The organism is Methanococcoides methylutens (genome assembly GCF_000765475.1).
Taxonomy (GTDB): Archaea; Halobacteriota; Methanosarcinia; order Methanosarcinales; family Methanosarcinaceae; genus Methanococcoides; species Methanococcoides methylutens.
Map to the genome: position 1 here is coordinate 80,464 of NZ_JRHO01000009.1, position 18,214 is coordinate 98,677.

14 protein-coding genes are annotated in these 18,214 nt (G+C 44.8%); 7 read left to right on the forward strand and 7 right to left on the reverse strand.

The features are described 5' to 3' along the window. Positions 1-101 precede the first annotated feature (101 nt). Positions 102-5,153: an S-layer protein domain-containing protein gene (locus LI82_RS12365; protein ID WP_052402690.1), complete on the reverse strand. Its 5,052-nt coding sequence runs from the start codon at positions 5,151-5,153 to the stop codon at positions 102-104. A gap of 264 nt (positions 5,154-5,417) precedes the next feature. Here LI82_RS12365 and LI82_RS02815 point away from each other — a divergent pair, with 264 nt between their 5' ends. Genes LI82_RS02815 through LI82_RS02825 form a run of 3 tightly spaced genes read left to right on the forward strand, consistent with a single transcriptional unit; the run spans position 5,418 to position 8,574 of the window. Further along, positions 5,418-7,871 carry a DUF3656 domain-containing U32 family peptidase gene (locus tag LI82_RS02815; protein ID WP_081955713.1) on the forward strand — a complete coding sequence of 818 codons (2,454 nt, stop codon included), beginning with the start codon at positions 5,418-5,420 and terminating at the stop codon, positions 7,869-7,871. Further along, positions 7,868-8,284, forward strand: coding sequence for a nucleoside 2-deoxyribosyltransferase (locus tag LI82_RS02820; protein ID WP_048193438.1), 417 nt, complete (start codon positions 7,868-7,870; stop codon positions 8,282-8,284). Before LI82_RS02815 ends, LI82_RS02820 begins: the two co-directional genes overlap by 4 nt. Positions 8,285-8,328: 44 nt before the next feature. After that, the gene (locus LI82_RS02825) at positions 8,329-8,574 is read left to right on the forward strand and encodes a pro-sigmaK processing inhibitor BofA family protein (protein ID WP_048193439.1); all 246 of its coding nucleotides are present in this window, start codon (positions 8,329-8,331) and stop codon (positions 8,572-8,574) included. On the opposite strand, the gene LI82_RS02830 is transcribed toward LI82_RS02825, so the two are convergent. From LI82_RS02830 to LI82_RS02845, 4 genes are all read right to left on the reverse strand, one after another. Continuing rightward, on the reverse strand, positions 8,548-9,213 hold the full coding sequence (locus LI82_RS02830; RefSeq protein ID WP_048193440.1) for a class I SAM-dependent methyltransferase: 666 nt from the start codon (positions 9,211-9,213) through the stop codon (positions 8,548-8,550). The two genes, LI82_RS02825 and LI82_RS02830, sit on opposite strands and share 27 nt — an antisense overlap. Positions 9,214-9,217: 4 nt before the next feature. Beyond that, entirely contained in the window at positions 9,218-10,810 is a 1,593-nt protein-coding gene (gene lysS, locus LI82_RS02835; RefSeq protein ID WP_048193441.1) for a lysine--tRNA ligase, read from the reverse strand. A 236-nt stretch (positions 10,811-11,046) separates the two neighbouring features. After that, positions 11,047-12,099 carry a decarboxylase gene (locus LI82_RS02840; RefSeq protein ID WP_048193442.1) on the reverse strand — a complete coding sequence of 351 codons (1,053 nt, stop codon included), beginning with the start codon at positions 12,097-12,099 and terminating at the stop codon, positions 11,047-11,049. Next, a complete protein-coding gene (locus tag LI82_RS02845; protein ID WP_048193443.1) occupies positions 12,096-13,073 on the reverse strand; it encodes a deoxyhypusine synthase family protein in 978 nt (325 codons plus the stop codon). Before LI82_RS02845 ends, LI82_RS02840 begins: the two co-directional genes overlap by 4 nt. Positions 13,074-13,190: 117 nt before the next feature. Between LI82_RS02845 and LI82_RS02850 the strand changes: the two genes are divergently transcribed. The 4 genes from LI82_RS02850 (at position 13,191) to LI82_RS02865 (ending at position 16,769) form a co-directional block, all read left to right on the forward strand. Next, positions 13,191-13,733, forward strand: a complete 543-nt coding sequence (locus tag LI82_RS02850; protein WP_048193444.1) for a pyruvoyl-dependent arginine decarboxylase — start codon at positions 13,191-13,193, stop codon at positions 13,731-13,733. A gap of 100 nt (positions 13,734-13,833) precedes the next feature. Continuing rightward, complete coding sequence (locus tag LI82_RS02855) at positions 13,834-14,514, forward strand: metal-dependent transcriptional regulator (RefSeq protein ID WP_048193445.1); 681 nt, start codon at positions 13,834-13,836, stop codon at positions 14,512-14,514. Beyond that, positions 14,501-16,471 (forward strand): ferrous iron transport protein B, encoded by a 1,971-nt coding sequence (gene feoB / locus LI82_RS02860; RefSeq protein WP_330217363.1) that lies wholly within the window; start codon positions 14,501-14,503, stop codon positions 16,469-16,471. Before LI82_RS02855 ends, feoB begins: the two co-directional genes overlap by 14 nt. Positions 16,472-16,547: 76 nt before the next feature. Beyond that, positions 16,548-16,769 (forward strand): hypothetical protein, encoded by a 222-nt coding sequence (locus LI82_RS02865; RefSeq protein ID WP_048193446.1) that lies wholly within the window; start codon positions 16,548-16,550, stop codon positions 16,767-16,769. 19 nt (positions 16,770-16,788) lie between these two features. Here LI82_RS02865 and LI82_RS02870 read toward each other — a convergent pair whose 3' ends face one another. Then, a complete protein-coding gene (locus tag LI82_RS02870; protein ID WP_048193447.1) occupies positions 16,789-17,574 on the reverse strand; it encodes a C15orf41 family protein in 786 nt (261 codons plus the stop codon). Next, entirely contained in the window at positions 17,567-18,211 is a 645-nt protein-coding gene (locus LI82_RS02875) for an endonuclease III domain-containing protein (RefSeq protein WP_048193448.1), read from the reverse strand. Before LI82_RS02875 ends, LI82_RS02870 begins: the two co-directional genes overlap by 8 nt. Between the last annotated feature and the right edge of the window lie 3 nt (positions 18,212-18,214).

Below are 18,214 nucleotides of genomic sequence, written 5' to 3' on the forward strand. Positions count from 1 at the left end.
GGAGTCTTTTGGTTCCATCCATTTTTTATTTCTACGGATTTGTTCAAAAAGTCTCATTATAGCTTAAAGATCTAAAAAATAAAGAAGATAAAGGAAGAATCTCAGTTCTTCCTTTTCCGGAACAGACAGACAAATTCCAAAATAAACACAGATGCGAGCATAGTAAATCCTGGGATACCTTTTGCTTCACTTGCAGGAAGCTCCTCTCCTGAGGATTCAGTATTATTAACAGTACTGAGCTTTCCATCTGCTGGATCCGTATTGTCTGTTAAAGGTTTATCATCCATATCCGCTGCAATAGCAAATGGTGAGAAGCCAGGGGTTTTAGCCTCAAAGTAAATATATCCCTCATCTTCATCGACCCTGGTTGTAGAAAGCCGGGTCCATTCTCCCTCACTATAATGGTATAATGAAATGGCAGATGTCTCAATTCCATTTTCTGAGAGCCATTGCTTACTTACCCTGAAGCCTATGACAGCATCTTCTATCTTATCATCACCAAATGCAGCATTACCGACCCAGATGTTCATGTTCTGATACACGATGCCCGGAGCCTGTGAATCTACAAGCTTTGAAGTATCTTTTAAGACCTCAATAAGTGTGCTGATCTGACCTGCATTGGCTACTCCCTTAAACTGAACATAACCGATGTGGCATTTTTCTTCATTGAATTCGTATCTGGACAACTCTCCTGCAACAACATTAGAAGCTGCAGCATCTTTCACAAGAATGTTCTCAAAAGCTTCACCGGTAGCACCGCCACCACCGCCACCGCTACTAGTGGATTTGCTAGCAGGGGATTTATTATCACCAATATCAGTAATTTTCAACGCAGTTGACACTTCTTCAGACCATGCACCATCGTTATCCTGTACACTGAAGTAAATGGTGTGTGTACCGACTGAAAGACTGGATGTGCTGAAATTAGCAGAAGTGTTCAACTGACCGTCAAGACTGGATGTCCAGTTGTAGGCTACAATTGTACCATCTGAATCTGTTCCGGATCCATTGAATATTACTGTCACACCTTCAGGGCTTCCACCCATTGCAATCGGGCCAATTGTTGCAATAGGCGCTACGTTTGGTTTCACATAGATGGATTCTGTAAATGGATAAAATCTTAAATTTGAACTATTGTCTGCAATTCTCAATGCAATATTTTCTGTTAGATACAAGCTTTTGCCACTTGATAAGTATAGATATCCAGATAACTCCATTGTTATCGTTTGGTCATCAACAGAAGAAACTGCTAACCTTCCAAATCTGTCATCCACATTAATTTCTATAACTTCTTCAGACAATTGCCAGACACCATCAATAATTATGAAATTGCCTGACTGATTAACCTCATCTACATGGAGCATCAATGTAAGAATATCACTCTCATTTAGCATATCCTGCTCGTAATACCATGTCTTATCTGACGTAGTTGCATTAGTACTTGCATTAATAATTGTGTCATCAACGAACGTACCATTCCTGGTCAACTCGAGCCAGACCTTTTCACCATTAACATCGATTTCCTTTGGAGTGACCACATACCCTTCTCCGAGATTTAGTGAATCACCAATTCCGATTATATTAATGCTATTATCATCGATTATAAGTTTGGTAAGGATAGATGCATTGGTGATTGGAATATACTGTTCACCCAAAAATCCAATCTTTTCATATGTAAAATCCATTAATGGATCAGATTCCATCCTGAAGTCGAATTGTGGTTGAATGCCCGGGACTATGGTAGTATTATAGATAAGCTCTCCTGGATCAGCATCTAGCATTCTATCCATGTTATCTACTCCGTGAACAGTCAGCACTTCGGATGTAGCATTATTATCAAGATCATACCAGAAGCCAGCAAATGAATTTGCATTCCAGATATAAGTTTTATCTGAAGACGGTGAATCAATGACTGTTCCACGTACTTCATAGATACCTGATTCAGTTGGCTTCTTCTTTAAGTAGAACCTCAATGATGGATCGTCTGCAACCCGAAATTCAAAGTTATCCATTAAATTATTAGTACTGCCGGCATCCAGAACTATATCCTCATCAAGTTCCATTGTGAGAGTAGTATCATTGACAGAAGACACGACCATCTGACCGTATTTATCATCTGCATTAATTTCTGTTACCTGGTCAGATATCTGCCAGATATCGCCCAAAATTACACAAGGATCATCCTGCCCATATACTGTACTCACATGGATCATCAAGGTAACAACATCCTCCTCACCAGACATGTCCTGCATGCAATACCAGGTCCTGTCTGACGTAGGTTGACTAAAGCTTGCATTAATAATAGTGTCATCCACGAACGTCCCATTCTTGGTCAACTCGAGCCAGACCTTTTCACCATCAACATCAATCTGCCTTGGAGTGATTGCATATCCCTCTTGAAGTTCAAGTAACTGCCCGGTTCTTAAGGTATATGCATCGTCGTTGTCCGCAAGCAGTTTTGCAAGCTTATCTGGTGTATTATTCAATGGGACATACTCTTCACCAAATAATATCAACAATGGATACTCACTAGAATAACCCATGAATTCGACTTCTTGGATTGTTGTTGTATAGACAAGACCTCCTTGTCCAATTGTCCTGTCTGAGACAAATGATCCGCCGTAAATTCTCAAAGTTTCTGTTGATATATTATCATCAATATCATAGTAGAATCCAGGGAAATCTACTGCAGACAGTTCTAAGAAATCCGTATCTTGTTGACCAATAATATCATCAAGGTCAGTGCCGCTAAACACGGGGCTCCTGAGTTCATGCATTTCTTCAACGATTTGTCCATTTGAAATTAGATGATCTGATAAGGTATCAAAGAACACTGGGGTATAGATTCCGTGGTTTACATAAAAAGACTGGATTATCTCGTTGATATGTGGAGTTCCATCGCTCAAGTCTCCGTTGTTGTCATCGACTATCAATATAGCCTCAAGAAATTCCTGGAAGTTCTGAGGTTCGAGCTTCATGGCTCTGATTATCAGTTCGTCTGCAAGTTCAGCACCCAGAGCCTCCCTCATATCCCACATGGCACCTGATACTATAAGGCCATCATAATGAACCTCTCCCATGATATCAGAAGGATATTTATTGTTGTTATTGAGATTTGTGATGCCTTCTGTATCGCCAACACAGAATTCTTCTGAGTTAATGGGATCATTGTTGATCGTAGACCCAAAATAATCCGCCCATCCTTCATTGAGGGCACCCGATTCATCCCTATAAGGCAGATATGTTGTATAGATATGATCGACAACGCAGTGTGTGTACTCATGGTATACAACATCGCTAAGGATGGCGAAAGACTCATAGTATTCGTTCCCTCCATAGAAATATATGTCCGTCCCATCTGACATTGCATTCCCACTATATGACCCATACTCCACGGTTGCAATGGTCTGGTAGTCCATGGAATTTATGTCAAAGGGGCTGCCTTTTGTGAAGTAGTCGTGGATTACATTGACATGGTAGAAAACAGTTGACTCCTCTCTCTTGTCGGATGTATCCATATCAGCCCAGTTCCAGTTGTATGTTGGTGAGGTCAGGTTGAATTCCAGGTACGTATCTTCCTGATCCTCGTTGACAACCTTCACATAGGGACCACTAAGTTCTGAATATATGGTTGCGTTCTCTCTCAGGTTGGTGATGTTGTAATATCCATTTTTGTCGGTGGTTGTTAAGGGAGAGGATAATGTCTCAGCTTGAACACTGAATCCACTTAGGTTCCAGTTCCCATTTAAATCCTCAAGATCATCTGAGAACACCATTCCACTATCACTGGTCACTGTAATGTTGTCTGCATAAAATCCGTTTTTAGAAACACCAAGATCAGTATCATACAAGAATCCGATCCATGCCTGTTTCCCATCCCAGTCTGATATGTCTATGGATTTATCTGTCCATGAGGTCTGATATCCTGTATAATTTGCAAGATTGGTGAAATTATTCCCATCTTCTGAAATGATCACATATGCATAATCATAATTGTATTCAATCTCATACTTTGTGCTGAAATTAAGTTTGGAATTGACTGCACCGGTAAGGTCAATGGGTTCAATTGTTATTGCAGAATTTTCCAGATAGTCTCCACGCCCTGAATAGAGCACCCTCTTCGGATCTCCAATGATTAATGATATTGTCTGGTTCCAGAAAGGCACATCAACTGGATCCTGCGAGGGGTATTCCTGATATATCCTTCCTGTTACGTTGCCTTCAATGCTGTATGAAAATATCTTATCATATTTGTACAATACATTTCCGGTGGTTGCATCTACAAAATATGTCCATGAGCTTAAAGGCTCTTTAATGGTAGACAGATCGACCATATACACAAGATGGTACTTATTGGCATCTTCTATCTCCACCGGATAGATCACCAGTGATATGTCCTTTGTTTTGATAGTTTTTGTCTGTGGGGTGGACTTTCCGGACATTTCACTGAGTGAGATCGAACTCAATGGTATGGAAGGACCTGTGACCTCGATCCCGAGATCATCACTTATTATGGAAAGTGCTTCTGCCTCGGTAATTGTGGGTTTTGTTGGTGCTGTTATGTCCTGAAAGCTGTTTGAATCCACAGCTACGACCTTCCCATCATTAACTGTGATTCCTACCCTTGAGGAGTATACAGGAATTCCCTCATATGACTGCTGATATACGATATTGCTAATTCCGTTCTTTCTTTCATATAGGGATGTGTCATGATCTTCTTTTACTAACTCGATCTCAGAAGGTTCAAGACCGAATATCTGTTCGTTTTCAAGAATAAAGTTCCTGACCAGAGATTCTGTTATCTGTTCAGTTTGAATAAAAGATGTAGATGAGAATTGATAATTTTCCTGATCTGATGGAAGAAGTTCTATGCTGCCTCCGATCATTCTATTTGGCAGGTTTGAGTCTTTGTCTGTTGAAACTAGCCAATTTTCACCGTATTTTGCAGTAAATAGTTCTTCCTTGCTGGAAGCAGATTGATCATTTATAAGATAATTAGTAACGACTTCATCCTGTGAAGTGTATAGTTTATCACCGTCAGTATCGTAATGGTATTGCTGCAGGGTATCAAATTCAGAATTGTTATTTTCATCAGCAATTGCATTTGTAGATAATATAACTATAAATAATAATACTAATAATATTTTATTCATGTCCTGAAATTTCAAGTTATATTATTTAACTATATACATAATTGCAGGAACATGTTAATTTTTGACAAAGTATATGATTGTTGGATAACCCTTTGAGCATTTATCTGTATTTTTCAGTAATTCCCTGATTCTGCAGAAATTGTTGTGAATAAATGAGTGAGATTTTCTCACTTTTTCTTCTTTTGCCACGTTGAATCATGCTTATATATGTTCAGCTGTTTGATAGCAATTATATAGGTCACTATTATTGGAACTTCATCAGACATGACTGCTAATACAATGATTAAAAAACCTGAACTTCTGGCTCCTGCAGGCAACTGGGAATCTTTCGTAGCTGCTGTGGAAAACGGCGCAGATGCTGTCTATCTTGGTGCGAAGACCCTGGGTGCAAGGGCTTATGCCGGTAATTTCACCCTTGAAGAGATACAGGAAGCTATCGATATTGCACATCTTCGCGGTGTCAGAGTCTTTGTTACGGTAAATACTCTGGTTAAGGATGAAGAGATCGGAAGAGCTGCGAAAATGCTGTGTTCCCTGAGCGAATACGGTGCAGATGCTGTCATTGTCCAGGATATCGGTTTGCTTTCCCTTGCAAAAGAGCTCGTTCCTGAACTTCCGATACACGCAAGCACCCAGATGACCATTCATAATAGTGAAGGCGTACGTTTTCTCGAAGAACTGGGTGTCAAAAGGGTCGTGCTTGCAAGGGAAATGTCCCTTGAGGAGATAAAGACAGTAAAGCAGGCTAGCAACATCGAGATCGAAACCTTTGTTCATGGAGCACTTTGCATCTCCTATTCAGGCCAATGTCTTCTTAGCAGTATGATCGGAGGCAGGAGTGGTAATCGTGGGCATTGTGCCCAGCCCTGCAGGAAGATGTACGAACTGGAAAAGGACGGTGAGCTGATCGATACCGATGGGCCTTATCTATTGAGTCCCAAAGACCTCAACACAACAGAAATGCTGCCACAGCTGATCGAAGCAGGTGTGGATTCCTTCAAGATAGAAGGCAGGATGAAAAGGCCTGAATATGTGGCAGGTGTCGTGAGCACATACAGGCGTCTGATCGATCGCTACATGGCTGATCCGGATTCGTATTTTGTATCTCCTGAGGAGTCCCTTGTACTTGAACAGCTTTTCAACAGGGAATTCACTGACGTTTATCTTGAAGGTACATCAAGGACAGGCATGATGAGCCGCGAACAACCATACAATCGTGGTGTGGTCGCAGGTACTGTTGTGGGCTACAACAGCGATGACAGGCGTATCATAGTAGAGCTTTCCACCGAACTGGAATTAGGTGACGGTATCGGTGCTGAGGGGCTGGAAAATGCAGGCGAGAACATCACGCGCATGGTTCTGGACGGCAAAGAAGTTGATTCCGGTACAAAAGGTGATGTTGTTGAGATCCCGTTCTTTGAAAAGGTTCGTTCAGGGTGTTTTATCTACAGGACCATGGACCGGTCCTTAATGGACTCGCTGAAAAAGACATTCACATCTCCAAAGCCTATTCGGAAAGTGCCTGTTAGTCTCCGGTCAGAGGTCGCTGCAGGTTCAGTATTGCATCTGGAAATGGTGGATGCTGATGGCAATGCGGTGTCTGTGGATTCTGATTATGTCGTTGAGGTCGCCCAGAAGAAACCGACAACCCAAGAGCAGGTCATCCAGCAGCTCTCAAAATTAGGCAATTCTGTTTTTGAGCCACTTGACATGGATGTGAATGTTACGGGAGATGTGTTCATCCCCATAAGGGCACTTAACGATATCAGGAACCTGGCAGTTTCACAGCTGGAATCTGCAAGGATAGAAAAAGGGCGACGTAACCCAAAAGACAGCTGTAAAGCTCCTGATGTTGCCTGTGAGGAAGTGCATCCGGATAAGACCTTGCTGGTTGTAAGTGTTGATGATTCCCGGAGACTTGAGGGCGCTATTGCTGGTGGTGCTGATGTCATCTATGTCGGAGGGGAAGTTTTCAGGGGTCGCGAACCTATGGACATGAAGGAAGCCTTCGAGAAGTGCAGAAGTGAGGGTCGAAAGATCTACGTGAACACCCCGAAGATCGTATCGGATGAAGATATGGGGCATGTGCAGGAAACACTCAAATTTGCAAAGGAGATTGGTTTTGATGGTGCAGTGGTCTCTAACTACGGTACATTCAGGCTTGCAAAAGAAGCAGGTATGAATGTGGTCGCTGATAGTCCGATGAATGTGTTCAATATGAATTCATATGCATCCATGAAGCAGCTTGGTGCAGGTTCGGTGGTATTGTCCCCGGAAATGTCATTGTCCCAGGTAGAGGATGTCGCACAATGTGGCTCTGTGGAGTGCATTGTTCACGGAAGGCAGGAGGTCATGGAATCACGTTACTGTATGCTCGGTGACCTGTTCAGCACAGGGGCAGGATGTTCCCGCATGTGCGAGGATGGAAAGTTCGAGCTTTATGATGAGAAAGAGTATTGTTTCCCGATTATCATGGACAACGACTGCAGGATGCATGTGCTGAACTCAAAAGAGCTGTGCATGATCGAGAGCATTGGTAAACTTGTCAAAGCAGGTGTGGCAGCGGTGAGGATCGAGGCAAGGACAATGGATGCCTTGAAGGTGAAAAAGGTCACACAACGCTATCGTGTTGCTCTGGACGGTAAAAAGAAGGCTGGCAAATGCAAGGATATTACTGATGGCTATACTTCAGGCCATTACATGAGGGGAGTTCTATGAAGATCTTCCTTTCCGGCTCCATTCGTGGGGGCAGGCAGATGCTTCCCACATACCAGTTCATTTGCGGGTATCTTCGCAGTAACGGTCACGAGGTGTTGAGTTGGCATGTGGCTCACGACGGGGTCGAGGCGACGGAGTCCCTCATGAGCGAGAGCCAGATCTACGAACGTGACATGGGCTTTCTCAGGGAAAGTGAATGCATGATCGCAGAGGTAAGTCTTGCTTCTACTGGAGTTGGCTATGAGGTATGCTCGGCGATAAAAAAGGGTATTCCGATACTTTGTGTCCATAAACCGGATGCCAACGTCTCTGCCATGATACTGGGGAATACCAATTGCAACGTCATTGTGAAAGATTATTCTGGTAATGAGGATCTCGAAGTTATCCTTCGGGAATTCCTTGCATCTTTTTGAAGTAAGGATTAAATATCTTTGACATCTATTTTTAGTAGATAAACATGGTAATGGAAATTATAGTAGTACTGGTGGCTATCATCATAGCTCTTCTTCTGTACAAGGTGCTGAAGACTGTCAAGAACATGGTAGTGAACACCGTATTGGGTGTGATTCTCCTTCTGATCGCTAACTTTGCACTGGGTCTGAATATTGCTTTTTCATGGGTTGTGATACTGGTCTGTGCATTCACAGGAGTAGTCGGAGCAGTTCTGATAGTGCTTTTAGCATATCTCGGTATCTTCTTCTGATACCAGCTGGATAGTTCCGTTGACCATATGGCGGGTGTGTGACTCGCCCTTGAACTTTTTTTCCGTAATTACATCATTGATGTCCAGCATCCCGAAGTCCCGGAATAGGTGCTCAACTTCTTCTTTTGTAAAATAGTGGTAGATTATCCCACTCTGGCGTACAAACGTGTGATCTTCAATGGCATCCCCTCCGTATCGCATATCCCTTGTCCCGAAAACCTCCAGGAAGATCGTCCCTCCGGGTTTCAGCACTCGCCTGAATTCTGAGACTGCCCTTTCACGTTCTCTTTCCAGGAGATGCTGTAATACTCCGAAACAAACGATCCCCTCAAAACTGTTGTCTGCAAAAGGAAGGTCTGTTATTGAGGATACGACATGGTGGGCTTCACGTTCTCGTTTTGCAAGATATTCCCTTGAAGCTTTTAGTGCTGTGGGAGATACATCGATGCCTGTGCAATCGTAAAAATTAGATAAGGGGAGAAGGTGGCGACCTTTCCCCGAGCCTGCATCAAGGATACGGCATCCGTCAGGGATACGGGAACGGATCGGTTCGATCGGTGCTGCCCCTCCCCATCTGACATGGGAATATTCCCTGTCCCATGCTGAGAAATGAGTGTGGGATGCCGTCCCTTGTGTCATGCTCTTATGGTCTGTATGTTGATGCTTCACTGAAGCGTTTTGCAAGGAAGTCCTGGTCGATGGATGAGAGGAACCATCCTGCTTTAGGTCCTGACTGCTGGCCGAGCACTGAAGTGTAGATCGCCTTGAACATCTCCTTAGGATTGATCTCCAGCTCATCTTCGGCTACGCCAAGCTTTTCAACGATCTTAAGGTGGAGGTCAGAACCTGCTTCCTTTGAGGAATAGACAAGGTTGTGATAATCCTCACCTGTAAGTTCGCCGCTGGCCTCAATGATCTCAGATAATGCTCCGAGGAATGCCTGCTGCACATCAGTGAGCGTTGCGGTCTGCTCAGGAAGTTCATCCTTTACGCTGAACTTTGCGAATGGCGGTGCATACATCTCAAGCCAGTTGGAGACATTGTTTGTCAGTTCCCTGATACATTTCTCGTTGGTTGTGTCGTATCCTGCACGTTCCACGATCTTCATGATCTTCTCAAAGTCGCCATGTGCTACCTGGGAGATGGTGGTCATGTGCTTGAACGGGATGTCGGTGTGGCAGATGCCCTTTGCATGTGAAAGTTCCAGCACACGCTTGTCGAGACCTTCCAGATCTTCCTTTGCGTTGAGACGTTCGTACTCGTCCACAAGTGTCAGCAGTGGCTGTGCGGGGTCGAACTTGATGTGTTTTTCAGGCTTTGTGCGCATGATCAGGTAGCGCAGTACCTCAGGTGGCACGACCTTGAGCATGTCGGAAATTGAGACGACTACACCGGTTGATGATGACATTGCACCCTTCTGTCCCAGCATGATCCACTCATAGACGATAGGCTGTGGTGGCTCGTGGTCGAATATCTCCCGAACGATCCTCTTTCCTGTGTCATAGGAACCGCCTCTTGAAGCATGGTCCTTTCCGAATGGTTCGACTGTCACGTCCAGCATCTTCCATTTTGCAGGCCAGTCCACACGCCAGGTGAGCTTTCCGCCACCGGCCATTGGTACTGTTCCCTTGTGACCACATGAACAATCGTAGTCAACGGTCTCTGCATCCGCATCGAATCCGGTGACGATAGCTGTGTTGATCTTTTTACATTCCTGGCAGATCGGGTTGAACGGGCTCCACTCAGGCAGAACATCCTTTCCTGATACTTCCTTGAGGATCTTTGCGATATCATCCCTTTTGATAAGTGCTGTCTTGATGGCTTCAACAAACCTGCCGCTCTTGTAAAGCTGGTCTGCACGGTAGACCTTAGGGTGGATGCCAAGTTTCTCAAGTCCTTCAAGGAAAGGTTTGAGGAAGTGCTCTGCGTAGCTTTCACATTCCCCGCATGGGCAGGGGATCTCGGAAATTGGTTTTCCGACATGTTCTGCATAGCTTTCAGGAAGGAATGGATAGACTTTTCGAAGTGGGTCGAAGTTGTCGGCCATGTATATGAAATCGGTCTCAGCACCTTTTTCCACAAGCGTCCTGTATGCTGCATCTGCGGTAACGACCTCTCTCATGTTTCCGATATGTATGTGGCCGGAAGGTGTGATCCCTGTGGATATCCTGTGTTTTGTCCCATTTTCCAGGGCTTCGTCAGCAACGACTTCTGCCCAGTGTTTGATCTCTGCCATTGATTATCACCATGTGTATTATCTGATCAGTATAAGTGTTGAAATCTCATGATCTATCTTTGGATCTGAGGAATATCTGCATGTTCTCTTTTATATATAACATGTTTCCTTTTGCCGAAGATCTTGCTGCCACGATGCAGCAAGCTGGTGTAAAAAAGGATAGTAGACCACCGCAGTGGTCACAATTGTATTCGTAGATGATCATTTGAGCAAGTAAGGTTCTGAAAAGCTGATCATCATTCTATTATTTCTGTAGGGATCTCTTCAAGGTCGCAGAAGTTCGAAGTAAAATTGTAAGCTCCTGCATTGATGAACACGATCTCATCACCGATCTTCGGCTCATCCTTCAGGTACACACGATACCTGAAAAGGTCCATTGAACATGGTGTGCATCCCTTGATGACATAAGGTTTGCCTGCATTGTTGCCAACCTCGCCTTCAACTCTCAGTTTCACAGGTACGAGGATCGCATCCATGTCACTGTTGTAGACGGAAGCGTTCACAATGATGTTGTTGTCATAGACGCCTGTGATATAGGTGATGAGCTTCCCGGCAGGTGCTGAAATGAACCTTCCCGGCTCTATCATAAGCTGAATATCTTTTTCATGAAGCCATTCCCGAAGCTCGGTAAGGCGCCTGAAAATTCCTCCGATGACATCGACGTTGGTATTGGCATATTCTGATGGCAGCCCTCCTCCGATATTGAGGATGTCGATGGCCTCAAGGGTTTGTTCTGTCAGCACGTCCTCGATGTCCTGCTGGATCTTCCATTCGTTGACGTTCTGGGTCTTCCTGTGGAAATGTACTCCGAGCTGTTCGATGTGGTGATCGTCCTTAAGCTGTGTCACCCTTTCATTGATGACATCGGATGTCATCCCGAAAACGAAATATCTCTCGGTCCTCAGGGAATGTTCCTTGAGCTTCAGGCGGAGCAGAAGTGTGATCTTCCAGTCGGTGGGTTCGATGGTCGAGAGCAGGACGTCCAGGTCGAACTCATTGTCAACTGCAAAGGAGCGAATGCCTTTCTCATAGAGGTCTTCTACGATCTCGGAGGTCCAGCCTTGTGCAAGGAAAAGTACTCTTGACATGTCCCTTACGTGCTTGAGTTCGTTGATCATGTGTACGCTAAGGAACCCGTCGGTGTTCTCCTCGATCATCGGGCTGACCCTTGGGTTTGTCTTAGAGCTGAAGGCGGGGATGTCCACGACTTCCCGGACCTTGTTGTATTGCTCAAGAACTACTTTTTTTGATAATGTGAATTTCGGGGACGGGACGGTCGAGCTGCTCATTTGCTTACTCCGCTGTCCTCATTGTTCTTTTTCAGGCTTTCCAGCAGACCGTCCTCTGCAAGCTCATCAAGTGCATGTATCATGGCAAGCGGGAATGTGATGCTCACATCTCCAATAACGGTGGCAACATCGCTTTCGTCCTTGACCTTTCCCCATGACTTTGCTTCGTTGGTGTTGGCACCGGACATGCTTCCCGAGGTGCGGTGGGCAGTTGTCATATATACTGCGTACTCGGCACCTCCGTTTAAGAGTGTGCTCAGGATGGCGTGATGTTTTGATATGGATCCACCCAGTGCGATGACGCCCTTGCGGTCGTCGAAGCTGCTTGCGAATAAAATGTTGCCGAAATCCTTCACGACATCCACCATGAAATCAGGGTGGTCCTGCTGGAACAGGTATAAGTGGAAACCGAATGCTCCGTCGGTGATGGCCGGACAGAATATCGGTACGTTGTTCTTTGCTGCCTGGTAGAGGATCGAGTTCTCGTCATCGAGCATCAGCCCGATCTCACGCAGCATCTCGGAAACCGCCCAGTGCTTTTGTTTTTCGTAAAGTTGTTTGAGTATCCTCTCGATGAGGCTCTCGAAGTTCATGTAGCTCTCGTTTTTGATAAGCAGGTTTCCCACACGGTTGATGCCTTTCTCATGCAGTTCCACATCATCTGTCTGGAACGAGCCTATCTGGAAATCCTCTCCGGTGGCCTTCATTATGTCCTCTTCAAGACCGCCGACAGTGGTAACGATGACATCGGCAATTCCAAGCTCGATAAGCTGGGCAAAGAACCCTCTCAGACCGGAGGTGACCATGTTGGATGTAAATGTCAGGAATACCTTTGCAGAATCCTTTTTCATCTTAACTATTACTTCGGATGCCCGCTGGAGCTCAACGCTCTGGAATCCGATGTGTTCGTAGGAATCGACAAGCTCTGACACTCGCATATCCTGCTTCCATTTCAGGTCTTTGACTTTTACCATTAAAGATCACCGTTAAGTATGGGGTGATGGAATCCCGAAATCATATATAAATGTTGGTCTGCTTTCTTGCAGTCTGTCTATCGAAACATATTTATCTTTCTCTTTAATAGGCTCTCTATGATCCCTAAAAAAGCGTTTGTGGTAAAAGGTACCGGTGTCCATAAGGACAAGCTTGCTTCATTTGAGCTTGCATTACGGGACGGTGGGATCGAGAAGTTCAATCTGGTGACGGTATCCAGCATATTGCCTCCAAATTGTTCTGTGGTCTCACAGGAAGATGGTCTTGCTGATCTCAAGCCAGGTCAGATCGTTTACTGCGTCATGGCGAAGAACCAGACGAATGAACCAAGGCGCCAGATAGCAGCAGCCATCGGGAATGCTGTTCCTGTCAAGAGCAAGGACTACGGTTACATCTCCGAGCATCACTCCTTCGGTGAGGATGAAAGGACCGCAGGGATGTATGCCGAGGATCTGGCAGCAACCATGCTTGCTACAACACTGGGAGTTGAGTTCGATGCAGATTCTGCATGGGAAGAGCGCGAGCAGGTCTATAAGGCAAGTGGTCACATATTTGATACCACGCACTATTGTCAGTGTGCCCAGGGGGACGAGAATGGGCTCTGGACTACTGTTGTTGTTGCAATGGTCTTTGTTATCTGAGATGGTTGCAAAATCCGAATAATTTTCGGCATGCCGAACCAAAATTTATATATCCAAATCATGGATTATAGCCACTCATTACATTATTGTGTGAACGAAAATGACTGCAGATCGCATTGAAGAATATCTTGAAACGATACTCTCACTTAGTAATAACGGCGAACTTTCTGTTAAGAACAAGGATATAGCTGATGAGCTTGGCGTATCGCAGGCCGCAGTTTCCGAAATGGTGCAAAAACTTAACGATGAAGGCGTTGTTGATCACCAACCCTATCATGGTGTCCGGCTGACAAATGCCGGTCTATCGCAGGCAAAAAACTTAAAGCGCAAGCATCATGTGATCGAGAAGTTCCTCTCGGAGGTCCTGGAAGTAGACCCTGAGGTCTCACATAACGAGGCATGCGGTCTTGAACATGCAGTATCGGACATTGTTGTGGAAAGCATGTGCAGGTTCATGGGAAGCAATAACATTGACTGCAATCCTGTTGATGAGGATGAGTGCTGTCTTTTCAAAGAGAGTTATGTTGCATTGTCCGATCTCAAGGAAGGGGACAGTGGTACTGTGGTCATGATGACCTTGCCTGATTCTTCTAAAGAGAGGCTGACATGCCTTGGGCTTATAGCCGGGGAAAATGTAGATGTCAAGCGCAAGCAGAAGCAGGGCTCGACCTCTATACTGACACGCGGAACCGAGATAGCCCTTGGAAATGAGATCGCCAAGAAGATCTTTGTACGTCTGGGTGCAAGAAAGAGGTATCCACGCGGAAGTGGTAGAAATTAAATCCGGTTCTGAGGCTGTTGCTGAAAGGTCTATTTCTTCCAAATATGATGTGACCATGGCCTTTGTGGGCAATCCGAGCGTGGGCAAAAGTGCCTTCTTTTCACGCCTTACGGGCATTGGTGTGGTCGTTGCAAATTATCCGGGAACCACGGTGGAACTTACACATGGAAGCATCAATGCAGGTTCCAAGAAAGTGGACGTCGTGGATCTGCCTGGAATATACTCTCTGGGAGCTTCCACGGAAGATGAGAAGGTCTCAAAAAGATATCTTCTGAGGGAATATCCTGATGTTATCATCAATGTGGTAGATGCTACCCGACTTGAAAGGAACCTCTACCTTACATTACAGCTTCTGGAACTGGATATCCCAATGGTAGTGGCTTTAAACCAGATGGATTCTGCAAAAGAGATGGGCATCGAGATAGATGTTGAGAAGCTTTCAGATTATCTGGGAGTTCCTGTGATCCCAACAGTTGCTACCAAAGGCCTTGGACTTGATGATGTTGTTCTTTCAGCTCTTGACGAGGACATTTCAACTGGGAAAAGACGCAGGGTACATTATGACAATCACATTCTTCGTGCTATTGAAAGACTGGACACAGATTTCCCTGAGATCGGTTATGGGATCAAGGTCAGGGCGCTTGAAAGGGATGAAGAGTTCGTTAAACTGAGTTGCCGTCCCCATGATGCCGACCTTTTGCTTGCTACTTCCGGATCCATTACTGAAGATATCGAAAAAGCTCACGGGATGCAGATCTCGGATACCATTGCACGTGACCTGTATGGAGAAGCAGGATACATTGTTGACCGGGTTACGACGCAGGTCGAGCACAAGATCACGTTCAAGGAAAAGATCGATTCTATCCTGACCTCTGAGTATGTGGGGATAACAGGTCTTATAATTGCTATTTTAATTACGTTCTTTGTTGTTTTTACACTGGGTGGTTTCCTTGAGGAGGGGATCGTTTCCCTGTTCGAAACCTACCTTATCTTCCCTGTTGAGGGGATGCTTACAGGTTCATCTCCTATTTTCAGGAACGTTATTATCTATTCCCTTCTGGGAATTGAGGCCGGGTTTGCCATCGCAATTCCGTATATTGCAGTGTTCTACATCATCCTCTCATTGTTCGAGGATTCGGGATACCTGACAAGAGCTTCCTTCCTTCTGGATAACTGGACTCACAAAGTGGGTCTCCATGGCAGGGCTGTCATTCCATTGATCCTTGGCTTAGGATGTAATGTGCCTGCGATCATGTCCACAAGGGCTCTCAATACCATGCGTGAGAGAAGGATTGCATCGGTACTGATAGCACTGACGCCATGTTCTGCAAGGACCGTGATCATCCTGGGACTTGTGGGAACCTTCGTGGGTTACTGGGCAGCAATTTCAATATATGTACTCGAACTTGTGATAATCTTCGGTACTGGCTGGGTCCTTGGCAAAGGGCTTTCAGGTGAAAAGACCGGCCTGATAATGGAGATGGCACCATTACGCAGACCTGATCAGAGGGCTACTTTGCAGAAGACCTGGTTGCGTGTACGCGAGTTCGTTTATGTGGCGTTCCCATTGCTGGTGGCAGGCAGTGCCTTGCTGGGGTTGCTTGATGCGGTAGGTGTACTTGACACATTCCAGAATGCGGTCGAGCCGGTATCTGTGGGCGTATTTGGATTGCCTGCATTTGCAGCAACTGCTCTTATCTTTGGTATACTCCGAAAGGAAATGGCATTGCAAATACTGGCGGTGCTTGCTGGTACTGCAAACTTTGCCCAGGTGCTGACTCCGCTGCAGATGTACTCCTTCGCGGTCATAACAACGATCTACATCCCATGTGTTGCAACCATTGCAATACTAAAACATGAACTTGGCTGGAAAGATACCGCTGTTATCTCAATGTTCACTATTTCCCTGGCACTGCTGGCAGGTTTCCTGATCAATGTGGCAGGTATGATGCTTTGAAAGGATGTTTTTGTAAAAATGTCCTCAATTTCCTATTTCGGCAGATATTAATAGTACCTAAACAAAGTTTACTATAATGACCCGTATTACAGCTACACCACAAAAGAACTCTATAAGTGCTCTGATCGATATCTTTGAAATGAGCAATATGCGCGAACCTTTCCTTGATGAGGTAGGTAGCATGCTTGAGGTGATGGGTACCCATGGTTCAATTACAGAAGGAGCTGTGGCTTATGAAGATGAAGAGATCTACCATGTTCACACAATGAGCATCATAGCACCTCTGAAGAAAAAATGAGTTTTGAAAATAATATGGCTTAAATGCTCGAATTTAAGAGTTCTTCAATGTCCATATTGATCTCAGGGGTAGAATCCCTGTAAAAACTGTGGTCACGTATGATATTCCCATCCATTGTGATGCTATCAAGGTGGCCATACCAATATATTACCATTCCTGTACCATAATCCCTTTCGTAGTACTGGAACTGTTTTTTAAGATAATGGGCATGTTCTCTTTCATCCCCGAACATCGCCTTGCTCTCGATCCAGAGAATTTCCACATCACCAACGTAGATCGGCTCATCCAGCAGGAAATCCGGGGTCTTTTGCATTCCCATTTCCCTCAGGTCCTCTTCGGTGCTGAAACCAAGTTCCTTGTATTTGAGCCATTTTTCAATAATTTCTTCTCCCATTTGGCCCCGGATAGACTGGGCTTTATGTGCTTCAGGAGAAAAGAAATGGTCCTCATTTATCGCTTCGGTTATCTCTCTTGCCAGGCGCTTATCTTCAAGTGAATCGAGATGTTTCAGAACATACTTCTTAGAGTAGCCAAGCTCCTTGATGATCACTGAAGCCATGAGAGTAGCCGGAACTTCGTTGTCTTTTGCCAGTACAATGATGCTTATGCCTTTGTTCCATAAGTAGAGGTAGTTCCTGCTCTTGCTCTGGAGACTGTGCATCTTCCTCTTGACCTTAGATACTATCTTTTGATTGAGTATTGCAGCAATAACTCCTGCAGGCTCATTGAACTTCAGCGCCAGATCATCGATGTTTTCCGGATCATTCACATTTTCATATATCTGGAGGTATGTTCTTTTATCCATTCTTTACCTCTTTGTCTTTGAAGCTGTGCAAGAGAACGCAATCATCACATTGTTTCTTACCACAGTAGTTCTTGGCATATTCTACTATCAAAGCATGGTATTCCTTGTATAGTGGTACATCTGATGGAAGTTCTGTCTCGAACAGCTTTTGAAGTTGCATATAGTTGCCTTCGATCCCGATACATTTCATGATGCGGGTGGTGTAGGCATCGATAACGAACTTTGGCTTATCTGCAGCATAAAGCACAATACTATCTGCAGTTTCGTTTCCCACTCCATTTAAGGAAAGCATAAGTTCCCTCAGCTCATCCGTAGGTAACTGGAATATGTTATTCATTCCTTCTGTAGTAAAGAACTGTGCAATGTCTTTCAGCCGTTTTGCTTTCTGGCGATAGAAACCGCAACATCGGACAAGCTCTTCGATATATTCCACATCTGCATTTGCCAGTTTCTCAGGCTCTATGAGGTCGGACCTTTTGAGAGCATCTATTGCTTTCTCAACATTTGTCCATTTTGTCTGTTGTGTCAGTATTGTTCCGATAACAACCTCAAAAGGCGTGTCAGCCGGCCACCATTGAAGATGCCCGATCATCCCGAGAAGTGTCTCGTAGATGTCACTGACCAATTCGTTTTGCATCTA

Excerpts from the sequence above, each read along its gene's own strand:
- LI82_RS12365 (WP_052402690.1), bottom strand. The coding sequence starts at position 5,153 with ATGAATAAAATATTATTAGTATTATTATTTATAGTTATATTATCTACA.
- LI82_RS02830 (WP_048193440.1), bottom strand. The coding sequence starts at position 9,213 with ATGACACAAGGGACGGCATCCCACACTCATTTCTCAGCATGGGACAGG.
- LI82_RS02825 (WP_048193439.1), top strand. The coding sequence starts at position 8,329 with ATGGTAATGGAAATTATAGTAGTACTGGTGGCTATCATCATAGCTCTT.
- LI82_RS02820 (WP_048193438.1), top strand. The coding sequence starts at position 7,868 with ATGAAGATCTTCCTTTCCGGCTCCATTCGTGGGGGCAGGCAGATGCTT.
- lysS (WP_048193441.1), bottom strand. The coding sequence starts at position 10,810 with ATGGCAGAGATCAAACACTGGGCAGAAGTCGTTGCTGACGAAGCCCTG.
- LI82_RS02845 (WP_048193443.1), bottom strand. The coding sequence starts at position 13,073 with ATGGTAAAAGTCAAAGACCTGAAATGGAAGCAGGATATGCGAGTGTCA.
- LI82_RS02865 (WP_048193446.1), top strand. The coding sequence starts at position 16,548 with ATGACCCGTATTACAGCTACACCACAAAAGAACTCTATAAGTGCTCTG.
- LI82_RS02840 (WP_048193442.1), bottom strand. The coding sequence starts at position 12,099 with ATGAGCAGCTCGACCGTCCCGTCCCCGAAATTCACATTATCAAAAAAA.
- LI82_RS02850 (WP_048193444.1), top strand. The coding sequence starts at position 13,191 with ATGATCCCTAAAAAAGCGTTTGTGGTAAAAGGTACCGGTGTCCATAAG.
- LI82_RS02875 (WP_048193448.1), bottom strand. The coding sequence starts at position 18,211 with ATGCAAAACGAATTGGTCAGTGACATCTACGAGACACTTCTCGGGATG.
- LI82_RS02815 (WP_081955713.1), top strand. The coding sequence starts at position 5,418 with ATGACTGCTAATACAATGATTAAAAAACCTGAACTTCTGGCTCCTGCA.
- LI82_RS02870 (WP_048193447.1), bottom strand. The coding sequence starts at position 17,574 with ATGGATAAAAGAACATACCTCCAGATATATGAAAATGTGAATGATCCG.
- LI82_RS02855 (WP_048193445.1), top strand. The coding sequence starts at position 13,834 with ATGACTGCAGATCGCATTGAAGAATATCTTGAAACGATACTCTCACTT.